Origin of the sequence: Roseomonas sp. TAS13, assembly GCF_001950415.1 — a bacterium.
Classification (GTDB): domain Bacteria; phylum Pseudomonadota; class Alphaproteobacteria; order Acetobacterales; family Acetobacteraceae; genus Roseomonas; species Roseomonas mucosa.
In genome coordinates this window covers 1-12,632 of sequence record NZ_BDLP01000110.1, presented here as the reverse complement: position 1 = coordinate 12,632, position 12,632 = coordinate 1, and the positions used below count along the sequence as shown (strand labels likewise).

General features: G+C 70.6%; 8 protein-coding genes. 5 read left to right on the top strand and 3 right to left on the bottom strand.

Annotated elements, in window-relative coordinates; genetic code table 11:
- The 5 genes from ROTAS13_RS10815 to ROTAS13_RS10795 all read left to right on the top strand — a co-directional run.
- A partial coding sequence (locus tag ROTAS13_RS10815; protein WP_075822331.1) for an Hsp70 family protein occupies positions 1-864 on the top strand: 864 nt, incomplete at its 5' end.
- Positions 865-915: 51 nt separating this feature from the next.
- Positions 916-2,601: a M3 family oligoendopeptidase gene (locus ROTAS13_RS10810; protein WP_075822330.1), complete on the top strand. Its 1,686-nt coding sequence runs from the start codon at positions 916-918 to the stop codon at positions 2,599-2,601.
- Positions 2,598-3,875, top strand: coding sequence for a TIGR03862 family flavoprotein (locus ROTAS13_RS10805; RefSeq protein WP_075822329.1), 1,278 nt, complete (start codon positions 2,598-2,600; stop codon positions 3,873-3,875). The genes ROTAS13_RS10810 and ROTAS13_RS10805 overlap by 4 nt, the downstream gene beginning before the upstream one ends.
- 142 nt (positions 3,876-4,017) lie before the next feature.
- Positions 4,018-4,275: a GlsB/YeaQ/YmgE family stress response membrane protein gene (locus tag ROTAS13_RS10800; protein WP_019461902.1), complete on the top strand. Its 258-nt coding sequence runs from the start codon at positions 4,018-4,020 to the stop codon at positions 4,273-4,275.
- A 179-nt stretch (positions 4,276-4,454) separates the two neighbouring features.
- Positions 4,455-5,624 carry an iron-containing alcohol dehydrogenase gene (locus tag ROTAS13_RS10795; protein WP_075822328.1) on the top strand — a complete coding sequence of 390 codons (1,170 nt, stop codon included), beginning with the start codon at positions 4,455-4,457 and terminating at the stop codon, positions 5,622-5,624.
- Positions 5,625-5,699: 75 nt separating this feature from the next.
- Here the strand turns inward: ROTAS13_RS10795 and ROTAS13_RS10790 are convergent, their stop codons facing one another.
- From ROTAS13_RS10790 to ROTAS13_RS10780, 3 genes are all read right to left on the bottom strand, one after another.
- Positions 5,700-9,479 (bottom strand): glycosyltransferase, encoded by a 3,780-nt coding sequence (locus ROTAS13_RS10790; RefSeq protein ID WP_075822327.1) that lies wholly within the window; start codon positions 9,477-9,479, stop codon positions 5,700-5,702.
- 49 nt (positions 9,480-9,528) lie between these two features.
- Positions 9,529-11,193, bottom strand: coding sequence for an FkbM family methyltransferase (locus tag ROTAS13_RS10785; protein WP_075822326.1), 1,665 nt, complete (start codon positions 11,191-11,193; stop codon positions 9,529-9,531).
- Between the two features lie 175 nt (positions 11,194-11,368).
- Positions 11,369-12,632, bottom strand: a 1,264-nt coding sequence (locus tag ROTAS13_RS10780; protein WP_075822325.1) for a TldD/PmbA family protein, incomplete at its 5' end; no start/stop codon positions are given.

Sequence of the window (12,632 nt, the reverse complement as noted above, 5' to 3'; positions counted from 1 at the left end):
GGGGAAACGGCGGACGACGCGCTGGGCGAGGCCCGGCTGCGCGATGGCTTCCGCGCCGCCGGCCAGGGGCGGATCCAGGTGGCGCTGGAACCCGAGGCCGCCGGGCACCGCTTCGCCAGCACCCTCGACGGCGCGGCCACCGTGCTGGTCGGGGATTTCGGCGGCGGCACCAGCGACTTCTCGATCCTGCGCTTCGAGCCCGGCCCGCCGCGCCGCGTCGCGCCGCTCGGCCATGCCGGCGTCGGCATCGCCGGCGATGCGCTGGACTACCGCATCATCGATCATGTGGTCTCGCCGCGCTTCGGCAAGGGCACCAGCTACCAGATCATGGGCAAGGACCTGCCCGTGCCGCCCGGATGGTACGCCAACTTCGCCCGCTGGCACCGGCTCTCCCTCATGCGCGCCCCGCGCACCCTGCGCGAGATCGAGGAGGTCGCCCGCACCGCCGACCACCCCGAGCGCCTGCACCACCTGATCCGCTTCATCGAGGAGGAGGCGGGCTACGCGCTCTACCAGGCCGTCTCCGGCGCCAAGGCCGCGCTCTCCCGCGCGCCCTCCACCACGCTGCGCTTCGAGCATGAGGGCTTCCGGCTGGAGGAGGAGGTGGCCCGCGCCGATTTCGAGCGCTGGATCGCCCCGGAGCTGGCCCAGTTCGAGGCAGCGGTGGACCGCGCCCTGGCCGATGCGGGCCTGCGGGAAGGAGAGGTGGACCGCGTCTTCCTCACTGGCGGCACCTCCCTGGTCCCGGCGGTACGGCACCTCTTCGAGCGCCGCTTTGGCCCGGAGCGGGTGGCGGGCGGCAGCGAGTTTGTCTCGGTGGCGGAGGGCCTCGCGCTGATCGGCGCCGAGGCGCAGGATAGGTAGCGCCGGAGGGCACCGCCCCCCGAAAGAACAGCCCGAACGGGAAGAACCGCCATGAGCCAGATCCGCTTCGAGGACATCGACGCCGCGACGCCGAGCCGGGAAAGCCTCTCCGCGCGATACGCCGTCATCGAGGCGCTGCTGGGCCGCCCCGGCACCTCCGGCCATGCCGAGGCGCTGGAGGAATGGGACCGGCTGCGGCGCGAATACGAGACCTGGAGCTCCCTGGTGCACCTGCGCTTCTCGCAGGATACCACCGACGAGGAGGTCAGGGCGGCGCGCGAATACGCCGATGCCCTGGCCCCGGTCGCGACGGAGCACGAGGTCGCCGTCAAGCGCCGCCTCCTGGCCGAGCCGGATCGCCGGGCGCTGGAGCGCCTCGCCGGCGCCCATGCGCTGCGCCTCTGGGAAACAGACATCACCACCTTCGAGCCGGCGATCGCGAAGGACCTGGAGGAGGAGGCGAAGCTCGGCGCCCGCTACACCGCGCTGCTCGCCTCCGCCCGCTTCGAGATCGGCGGCAAGTCGGTGAACCTCGCCGGCCTCGCCCCCTATGCCGAGGACCTGGACCGCGACACCCGCCACCGCGCCGAACGCCTGCGCTGGAGCTTCTTCGAGGCGAACGCGAAGGAGCTGGACGCGATCTACGACGGGCTGGTGAAGCTGCGCGACGGCATGGCGCGCAAGCTGGGCTATGACAGCTACACCCCGCTCGCCTACCGCAACATGCGCCGGGTGGATTACGGGCCGGAGGACGTGGCCCGCTACCGCGAGCAGGTGGCGGAGCATGTCGTGCCCCTGGTCTCCCGCCTGATGGAGCGGCAGCGCCGCGAGAATGGCTGGGAGAAGCTGTATTTCTGGGATGAGGCGCTGGTCGATCCCCAGGGCAACCCGAAGCCCGCGGGCTGCCACGACCTGCTCGTGACCCGCGCCCAGGCAATGTTCGACGCGATGGACCCGCGCCTGGGCGATTTCTACCGCCTGATGCACGAGGGCGGCTTCCTCGACCTGAAGAACCGTCCGGGCAAGGCGGGCGGCGGCTTCTGCACCTCCTTCCCCAGCTATGGGGTGCCCTTCATCTTCGCCAACTTCAACGGCACCAACCACGATATCGGCGTCTTCACGCACGAGATGGGGCACGCCTTCCAGAACTGGGAAAGCCGCGAGCAGCCGGGCATCGACTATCTCTGGCCGACCATGGAGGCGGCGGAGATCCATTCCATGGGCCTCGAATTCCTTACCTGGCCACAGATGGAGAAGATGGTGGAACCCGGCGCCGCCGACCGCTTCCGCCGCCTGCACCTGATCACCTCGCTCGCCTTCCTGCCCTATGGCGTCTGCGTCGATCACTTCCAGCACGAGGTTTATGCCAACCCCGGGGCCACCCCGGCCGAGCGCCACGCGATCTGGCAGCGGCTGGAGAAGCTCTACATGCCCTGGACGGATTACGGCGACCTCGCCCATCCGGCGCGGGGCGGGCGCTGGCAGGCCAAGCACCACATCTACCGTTCGCCCTTCTACTACATCGACTACACCCTGGCGCTCTGCTGCGCGATGCAGCTCTGGGTGAAGTCCCGCCGCGACTACGCGGGCACGCTGGAGGCCTATGTCGCCCTTTGCGGCCAGGGCGGCTCCGCCCCCTTCGGCGAACTCGTCCGCTCCGCCGGCCTCGTCTCCCCCTTCGAGCCGGGCGCCCTGGCCGAGGTGGTGCGCGAGGCCGAGGCCGTGCTCGGGGCGTGACGGCGGCCTCCCCGGAGAAAGGGCGGCCCGGAGGCGCGGCGGCGGTCGCGGTGATCGGCGCCGGCCCCGCCGGGCTCTTCGCCGCGGAATGCCTGGCCGGGGCGGGCTGCGCCGTCACCGTCTTCGACCGTATGCCTTCCCCGGCCCGCAAGCTGCTGATCGCCGGGCGCGGCGGCCTGAACCTGACCCACAGCGAGCCGCTGGACGCCTTCCTCCCCCGCTATGGCGCGGCCCACGACTGGCTGGAGGCCGCCATCCGCGCCTTCCCGCCCGAAGCGCTGCGCCGCTGGTGCGAGGATCTCGGCCAGCCGACCTTCACCGGCAGCAGCGGCCGCGTCTTTCCCACCGCCTTCAAGGCGGCGCCCCTATTGCGCGCCTGGCTGCGCCGGCTGGATGCGCTGGGCGTCCGCCTGCGCCCACGGCACCGCTGGACCGGCTGGGACAGGCAGGGAAGGCTGCTCTTCGAGCCCGAGGGGGCTGAAGCCTTCGCATGGCGGGCCGATGCCACGCTCCTCGCCCTGGGCGGCGCCTCCTGGCCGCGCCTGGGCTCGGACGCCGCCTGGGTGCCGGTCCTGCGCGATGCCGGGATCGCCATCTCGCCGCTCCGCCCTGCCAATGCCGGCTTCACCCTCGACTGGTCGCCCCTGTTCCGCGAACGTGCCGCCGGCGAGCCGCTGAAGCGCATCGCCCTGCATTTCGAGGGCCACACGGTCCGGGGCGAGGCCGTCGTGACGGCCGAGGGGCTGGAAGGCGGGGTGTTCTACGCCCTTTCCGCCCCCTTGCGCGAAGCCATCGCCCTCCGGGGAGAAGCGGTGCCGCAACTCGATCTCCGGCCCGACCTTCCAGCCGAGGACGTGCTGCGGCGCCTTTCCGCGCCCCGTCGCGGGCAATCCCTTTCCAACTTCCTGCGCAAGACCCTGGCCCTGCCGCCCGTGGCCATCGGCCTGCTGCGGGAGGCGGCGCGGGAGGCACCGGACAGCCTGTCGGAACCGGCGCGGCTGGCAGGGCTGGTCAAGGCGCTCCCGCTGCGCCTGACAGGGATCAGGCCGATCGAGCGCGCCATTTCCTCGGCGGGCGGCATTGGCAGAGAGGCATTGGACGCGAACTTCATGCTCCGCCGCCGTCCCGGCATCTTCGCCGCGGGGGAGATGCTGGACTGGGAGGCGCCGACCGGGGGCTACCTGCTCCAGGCCTGTTTCAGCACCGGCCGCGCGGCGGCGGAAGGAATGCAGCACTGGCTGCGTCTGCCGGAAACGGTTCCGCCGGTGCCGTAGGGGGCAAGGGAAGGCTCGCGCTCGTCTCTTCTCGTCCACCGGCTATTCCCCCGCCTGCTCCGCGACGATTCCCGCAGTCCCGCAGGAAACCCATCCGCCATGCCGGCGCTCAAGGTTTCACAACGTTTCCGGAGACACCGAAGTGGGCATCATCTGGACCATCATCATCGGCTTCATCGTGGGCCTGGTCGCCAAGTTCCTGATGCCTGGGCGTGACCCTGGCGGCTTCATCATCACCACGATCCTGGGCATCATCGGCGCCGTGGTGGCCACCTATCTCGGCCAGGCCGTCGGCTGGTACGGACCAGGACAGGGAGCCGGGTTCATCGCCTCCATTGTCGGCGCGGTTATCGTCCTCTTCATCTACCGCATGGTGGCCCGACGCTCGAACTCCGTCTGAGGAAAGAGCCTCCAGGCGGAGCACCTGCGCGTCATGAAGGAACCGGAGCCGGCATAGCGGGCTCCGGTTTTTTCTTGCCCGCTTCCGGGTGGCGGAGGGTACTTCCCCACTGCCCGGCTGCTCTTCACGCATCCCGGGATATCCGCGATGCTTCCCTCCTCGAAAAGGGAGGAAGAAGAATGCTGGTTTCCCTGGTCACGCCCCGGCTGATCCTCCTGGGCGGCGGCGCGGTGGCGCAGGTCGCCGAGGTGCTGGCGCAGTTCGGGCTGTCCCGACCCCTGGTGGTGACCGATCCCTGGATGGTCTCCTCCGGCATGGTGGAACGTTGCCTGGAGCCGCTGCGGCAGGCCGGGCTCGAACCGGCCGTCTTCTCCGACACCGTGCCCGATCCCACCGACACGGTGGTGGCGGCGGGCGTGGAGCGCCTGCGCGGTGCCCGGCATGATTGCCTGATCGGCTTCGGCGGCGGCAGCCCGATGGACACCGCCAAGGCCATGGCCATCCAGGCCGCGCTGGAACCCGGCACCCATATCCGCAGCGTGAAGTTCCCCGCCCGGGCGGATCGCGGTGCCCTGCCGGTGATCTGCATCCCCACCACGGCCGGCACCGGCAGCGAGGCCACCCGCTTCACCATCGTCACCGACACGGAACGCGACGAGAAGATGCTGATCGCCGGCCTGGGCGCCCTGCCCCTGGCCGCCATCGTGGACCACGAGCTGAGCTGGACCGTCCCGCCCCGGATCACCGCCGATACCGGCGTGGACAGCCTGACCCATGCACTGGAAGCTTTCGTGTCCCGCCGGGCGAACCCCTTCTCCGACGACTATGCCCGCCAGGCCATGCGCCTCATCGTGCCCAACCTGCGAGCCGCCTATGCCCGGCCGGACGATGTTGCGGCGCGGGAGGCCATGATGCGCGGTGCCCTGCTGGCGGGGCTCGCCTTTTCCAACGCCTCGGTCGCGTTGGTGCATGGCATGTCCCGCCCGCTGGGCGCGCATTTCCATGTGCCGCACGGGTTGTCCAACGCCATGCTGCTGCCCGCCGTGACCGCCTACAGCCTACCGGGTGCCCTGCCGCGCTATGCCGAGGCGGCGCGGATCATGGGCGTGGCGGGGCCGGAGGAGGGGGACCAGGCCGCCGCGGCCCGGCTGGTCGAGGCCCTGCGCGCGCTGAACCGTGACCTCGCGGTGCCGTCCCCCGCCGCCTGGGGGATCGAGGAGCGGCGCTGGAACACGCTCCTGCCCCTGATGGCGGAACAGGCCCTGGCCTCCGGCAGCCCCGGCAACAACCCGCGCGTGCCGGGGAAGGAGGAGATCATCGGGCTGTACCGGGAGGTGTATGGAGGATAGCCGCAGCCTCATGCCCCCGTTTCTTCCCGGCGGTGATCCAGCCCGGTCCGGCGATGGTATCCGGGCGGAGCCTGCCTATCCCTCCGTGAGCACGGCGTCGTCGTCCACCCGCTGCGGCGGGAAGGCAGCGGGGGGGTGCCAGCCGTCGGGCCACTGTCCCCGCAGCACTGCATCCAGGAACCGCGCGATGGCGCTGTCCCAGCTCCAGGACGGGCCGCGCCCGGCCGGGCGCGAGGCGCTTGCCGCGGCCTGCCCGAGCGTGCGCCGTATGGCGTCCGGAAGAGCGGTGGAGATGGCCCCTTCGTAGAGGGTGACGTCTGTCCGCCATACCCCGTCGTGGCCCGGCAGCCGCCGGGCGATGACCGGAAGCCCGACCTGCACGGCCTCATCGACGAAGGGGACGCTGCTCTCGCTCTCGGACGTGACCAAAAGGGCCGAGCAGACCGTCCGGAGCTGGCGCTGCTTCGTCTCCTCGGGCTGGAGGATCCAGTGCAGCCGGTATCCGGATTCGCGGTGCTGGCGCAAGGCCGCCGCGAAACGTCCCATCCCTTTTCCCATGGGGCCGACCAGGGTCAGCGCGACATCATATCCCTCGGACCATAGCGTCTCGACAGCTTCGAGCGCCTGATCGAGTCCATCCCAGATCGCGAAGGGACCGTTCATGAGAAGGGTGGGGCGCCGGGCCGCGGATCTGATGGCCGCGAGATAGGCTCCTTCCTCCGTGTCGCCGAGTTTCGCCGGCAGGGGGCCGACATAATCGGCGCCGGCCCGCAGGCTGGCTATCGGAAGAGGGCAGTTCCGCGTGATCTGGCCATCGTCGAGCCAGGACCTGAGCCCCTGGGCCGTGGCGGGCGACCAGCAGACGGCGCCATCCGCGATGGCCAGCAGCCGGGCGTGCCAGTCCGCCAGGGGAAGCGCATCGCTTCCCAGGCGTTCGGGCTGCAGCAGCGGCAGCGAATCATGCAGCAGCACGACCACCTGCACCCCCGAAAGGCGCAGGCGCTGGATTTCCCGGAGTTCCGCATGCGTCATTCCGGCATGTGGGACCGCGCAGAACAGGATATCGCCCTCGCCGGCATCGAGCGGCCGCTGCCAGCCCGGCAGGAGCGTCGTGCCGAGCAGGGCCGAGGCGATGTCCGGGGCATAGTGCAGCCGCCCATCCAGGAAGCGGACGGCTTCTCCCCGGGCCTCGGACACGTCATGCCGGAGCAGGCGGCGGCAGGTCTCCTCGACCGCCCTGCCGGAGCCATGGCCGGGTTTCTCCGGACTCCAGCCGGAGAGCTCGAGGAAGACACGCCTGACGAGCGGCCTCGTCAGGGTTCGCGCCGTGGCGCGGGCCATGTCCGCCAGAATCTCCTGCGACAGGCTGGGCTGATCCGCCAGGCTGCGGCCCATCTGCGCGATGGCCGGGGCTGGAGACGCGGCATAGGCACTCTCGATCGCCGCGTGGTACTGGGCCGCGACGGCATCGGCCCCGAGAACCTCGGCCGCATAGGCGCTGCCGGCACGTCCCAGTGCCTCGCGGCGCCCGGCATCGTCGCGCAGCGACGTCAGCGCCGCGCTCAGTTCCTCGTCGCTGAACGTGTCCGGCAGCTTGATCACGCATTCATCGGGCAGTTCGGCCGAGGAGCCATGCGCGTTGACGATCAGCGGCAGGCCCGCGGCAAGGCAGTCGGCGATGGCGCCGGAACTCTCGCCGCGTGACTTGCTGCGGAGTTGCACGGCGATATCGGATGCGGCGAGCCACAGGTCGTAGGTGTCCGCGTCGATGCGGCCCAGGAAGCGCGGCTGGTCCGCATCCTGCTCCGGAGCCGTGCCCTCGGCCAGATGGGCGGCGTCGTCCGCCAGCAGGCCCGCGAAGACCAGCAGGCCCGGATCGCCGTCCATACGCTGCCACGCGCCGATCAGGCGTTCCGGCAGCTTGGTCGCCGCCACGATCCCGAAGCTGCAGATGACGAACGCGTCTTCCGCCAGGCCGAGCTTCCGCCGGGCCTCGGCGCGGCCGGGGCGCGGGCGGAAGGCACGGAGGTGAGGGATGACGCTGGTCTTGCGGGTGACCGTTTCGCCGAAATGGTGGGACAGCACCTCCTGCGCGTGCCTGGAATGCTGGATGAGCCAGATGGCGCTTTCCAGGACCGGCAGCGAACATGGGAAGGAGCCGAGTGCCGCCAGATCGCCTTCCGCTTCGTAGGCCTCGACGGCGCGGTATCCGTGGGAGGCATAGAGATCCTCCCGGAAGCCCTCGGGCTTTCCCCTGCGGTGCGCGAAGGCATGCAGGGCGTTCGAGAGAAAGGCGTCGTGCAGGGTGACCACCCCCGGGATAGCCGGGAGCAGGTCCTGCAGCTGGAAGCGGTGAAACTCGGAATTGCCGATCTGGTAGAGGACACGGTCGAAACGGTCGGCCTTCGCGGCGAAGGTTTCCGGATCGATGACCGGGAAGCCGCCGGTCAGCCTGGGATCGTCAACGGGCGAGGCTTCCGTGACGAGCGTGATGTCGTAGTGCCTCGCCAGGCTCGGGATGAGATCCCGGCTGTAGTCCGCGATGCCGGTCGCCTGCGGCGGCAGGGGCGATACGAAGGCGAGACTGGGCCTCGGGCGCAGCACCGCGTGGCGCGTGGCCCCCAGTTCCTCGTCGCGGCGCAGGAGGGCGATCTGCTCCAGCGCGTCCCAGGCCAGCTCGGCACTGGCCTGCCAGGTGAACTTCCTCGCCTGCTCCCGCCCATGGGCCACAAGGGAATCGCGCAGCGAAGGGTTGTCCAGGACCTCCCTCATGCGGGCCGCGATCTCTTCGGGCCGCGTGGGATCGAAGAGCGCATCGGCCCTTCCCACGACCTCCGGCAGGCTCGTCGTATTGCTGGCGATGACCGGCGCGCCACATGCCATGGCTTCCGCGGCCGGAAGGCCGAAGCCTTCATGCAGCGACGGGAACACGAAGAGCGAGCAGGCCGTATAGAGCGCGGAAAGGTCGCCCTCCTCGACGAAGCGGGCGATGACGAACCGTTCTTCCGGGATGCCGTGCTCCGCTGCAACCCTGTGCAGCGTTCCGGGGTCCATCTTGCCGACGATGAGGAGCTGGTAGCGTGCCTGCAGGTCCGGCGGCAGCAGGGCATAGGCGCCGATGAGCCCGGCCTCGTTCTTGCGGATGTCGCCGGCGCCGAGGAAGAGGATGAACTCCCCTTTCAGCCCGTAGCGTTGCAGCAGCGCCGCGCGTCCTTTCTCGTCCAGGGAGGCGGGGCGGAAGTCGCCGTGGATGCCGGCCCGGATGTTGAAGACACGCCCGGGCGGATAGCCGAGATACCGGATGGCTTCCTGGCGGCTGGATTCGGAGATGGCCAGGAGGCCGGTGGAGAGCGACATCTCCTGCAGGCAGCCATAGTACCAGTTCTGGCCGCTGGAGATGATGCCCCTGGGGCCGAAATAGGTCTCGCGCAGGATCAGCGGGATCAGGTCGTAGCAGGTCCCGACGACCGGCAGGCGTTGCAGCGGCCCGGGCCAGCGGGTCACCACATCGTCGCCGAGCCCTTCGAAGATACTGGAGACATGGATCAGGTCGGGGCGCAGGGAGGCCAGGAACTGCGCCCGCAGATGCTCGGCGACGCCGCGGTTCGGCGAATGCGCGAAGAAGGAGGTTCCCGGCGGCGGGTGCCAGGACCTGATCTGATCCCGGGGCAGGATGGCCGAGAAGCTCTCGGTCAGCTTGCCGGCGACATCCGGGAAAGCACCGCTCAGCGCGACGACGACCTCGTGGCCGCGCGGGGCGCGCGCCATCGCGGCGGCAAGCTCCCGGGAATAACGGCCGATACCGCGCTCGTGGCTGCTTCCCTGCGCGCCCTGCAGGTCGATGACAAGCCGCATATCAGTACCGTTCCCGCCTTGCTGTCACGAACATGGGTTGCGTGACCATTCAGGCCTTTCTGAACAATTTCGCAAGGTATCGATACATACTGCCCTCACGACCACCCAGCCCCGACACGCTGTCCGGCGCGGCAGGCAGGGCCGTCACGGAATGGCTGGGCTGCTCCAGGGCCATGGGTTGGGGCCAGATCGCCTCGGGCTGCGCCATGGGCCAGGTCAGGCGCTGGGCCGCCGCCTGGTCGTAGTAGCGGTAGCGCATTTCCAGCCAGCCGGACGCCCGGGGCATGACGCGGCCGAACAGCTTCGCGGCCGGCCGCCCGCCCGGCACGCGGCGGACATAGCGCAGTGTCTTGTGGAAGATCCGGCGGGCCACGTCCTTCGGGGTCAGGTCGCCCCGCATCAGGTGAACGGGCGCGCGCAGCGGCGCGGTCACGCGCCATGAGGTACTGCTTTGCAGCGCATGGAACCGGGCTTCGGCCTGCTCCGCGCGGAGGCGCAGGGCATGGGCCACGCTTTCGCGCTGCGCGGTCTCTTCCGCGGCCCGGCGGTTCTGCCGCATCGCCTCGGCGGCCTGCTGCATGGCCTCCGCGACCTGCTGCTCCGCCAGGCCGCGTTTCTGCCGATCCGCTTCCGCGGCGTCGGAAAGCGCGTCCCGGAGGCTCGTCCCATAGGTGACACGGAGTTCGACCAGCCTTGCCTTCAGGGAGCGGATTTCGACTTCCGACCGGTGCTGGCGGGCCAGGGCCGCATCCTGGGCCTCCTGCAACGCGGCCTCCAGGGCCGCGATCTTCCGCTCGGCCTCGTCCTGCCGGGCCAGGGCGGCATCCCGGTTCTCCTGCAGGGCGGCTTCCAGGGAGGCGATCTTCCGCTCGGCCTCGCTCTGCCGGGCGAGAGCGCCGTCCTGGCTTTCCCGTAAGGCGGCTTCCAGGGAGGCGATCTTCTCCCCGGCCCGGTGTCCATCCGCGGTCGCGGTGTCCCGGGCCTGTTGCAGCTCGGCCAGCAGTCCGTCCCGCTGGGCCTCCGCGCTCGTGGCGCGCGACAGCGCGGCCTCCAGCTCGACCGGCAGGCCGGCGGAACGGAAGGCGTCGTCGAAGACATTGGGCTGCACCTGGAAGTGCCTGCCGAGCTCGTCGAAATGCTCTTCCGCCAGATAGAAGCGGTTCAGGCCGTCGAACCAGACGAAGCGATAGCCATGGTCCAGGAGGGACGGTTCCCAGCCGTAGTCCTCCTCCTGCGACAGGGGGCGCGTGGCTTCCAGCAGGATGATCCAGGGGCGGAAGCGGTGCAGGTCCATGCCGGCCAGCACCGCGCCCTCCCCGCCTTCCACGTCGATCTTCAGGAAGTGGATCGGGCCTTCCGGACGGTGTTCCGCGCAGATGTCCGCCAGCGTGCGGCAGGCGATGTCGATGCGCTCGACCTCCCAGCCGGTGGCCGCGTGATGCTCGGCGACGGCGGTGTCCAGCGTCGAGAGCCCTGTCGTGCCGATCCGGTAGAACGTCTTCGTCCCGGACGTTTCGGCGGCGCCGACCATCAGGTTGACGTCGCGTGTCCTTGCCTTCTGGAGTTCCTGGAAGAGCTGGGGATTGGGCTCGATGTTGATCCCGCTCCAGCCGTTCTCGTAGAAAAGGCGCGTCACGGACAGGTGGCCGGGCTTGGCGGCCCCGACATCGATGTAGAAGCCGTCCGGGACATGCTTCAGCGCCCGCCACAGCATCACATCTTCCTGATTCTGTGCCCAGGATAGGGAGGTCATCGCGCTAGCGGCCCTTCTTGCGAACAATGCGCCTGTCGGCGGGTCTTGGAGTGCCGTCCTGCATCCGTCGCGGGTGGACGGGCGCCCACACCGGCTGGTGGCGCGATGGACCCGGCGGCGGGGGCGGCAAGGAACGCTAGCCCCCCGCCACGGTCAGCCCCTCGACCCGCACCGTCGGACTGTCGGTGCCCCGGCGGAAGCGCAGGTCGTCGGCCGGGGTCATGGCGAGGAACATCTCGCGCAGGTTGCCGGCGATGGTCAGGCCGCTGACCGGCTCGGCGAGCTGGCCGTCGCGGATCATGAAGCCGGCGGCGCCGCGGCTGTAGTCGCCGGTCAGGGTGTTGACGCCGTGGCCGATCAGCTCGGTGACGTAGAGTCCCTCGCGGATATCGGCCATCAGCGCCTGGGGCGAGAGGGTGCCGGGTTCCAGCCACAGGTTGCTGGGGGCCGGAGCCGGAGGCGAGGAGGGACCGCGCGTGGCGTGGCCTGTGGTGGAGAGGTTAAGCTGGCGGGCGGAGCGGGCGTCCAGGACCCAGCTCCGCAGCGTGCCGTCCTCGACCAGGGCGAGGGAGGCGCCCGGCTGGCCCTCGCCGTCGAAGGGGCGGGAGCGCAGGGCGCGGGGCTTCGTGGGGTCGTCGCGGACGGTCAGGCCGCGGGCCATGACCGGCTGGCCCATGCTGCCGCGCAGGAAGGAGGTGCCGCGCGCCACGGCGGCGCCGTTCAGCGCCCCGGCGAGGTGGCCGAGCAGCGAGGCGGCGATGCGGGGGTCGTAGACCACCGTGTGGCGCGCCGTGGCGGGGCGGCTGGGGTTCAGGCGGCGGACGGCGCGCTCGCCGACCTGGCGGCCCAGCGTGGCGGGGTCGTCGAGGTCGGAGAGGTGGACCGTGGAGACATGGTCGTAGTCCCGCTCCATCCCCGTGCCGCTGCCCGCCAGGGCGGCGACGGAGAGGTGGTGCCCGGAGCGGGCATAGGCGCCGGAAAAGCCGGTGGAGGTGACCAGGGCGAATTCGCGGTGCGACCAGCCGGCCTCGGCGCCCTCGGAATTGGTGATGCCTGGGATGGCCAGGGCGGCGTCCTCGGCCTGGGCGGCGCGGGCGGCCAGTTCCTCGACATCCGGGCGGGCGCCGCTGGTGAGGTCGAGGTCGGGCAGGTCGAACCTCGCCGGTTCGGACAGGCCGGCGAAGCCGTCCTCCGGCACGGCGCGGGCCATGGCCACGGCGCGTTCGGCCAGGGGCGGAAAGGACAGGGGGTCGGTGTCGGTGGTGGAGACGATCGCCTGCCGCCGGCCGGAGCGGCTGTGCAGGAAGACCCGCAGGCCGAGCTCCACGCCCTCGGCGCGCTCGATCCGCTCCACCTTGCCGAGACGGCGGGCGACGGAGAGGGCGGTGCCGCGGATCAGC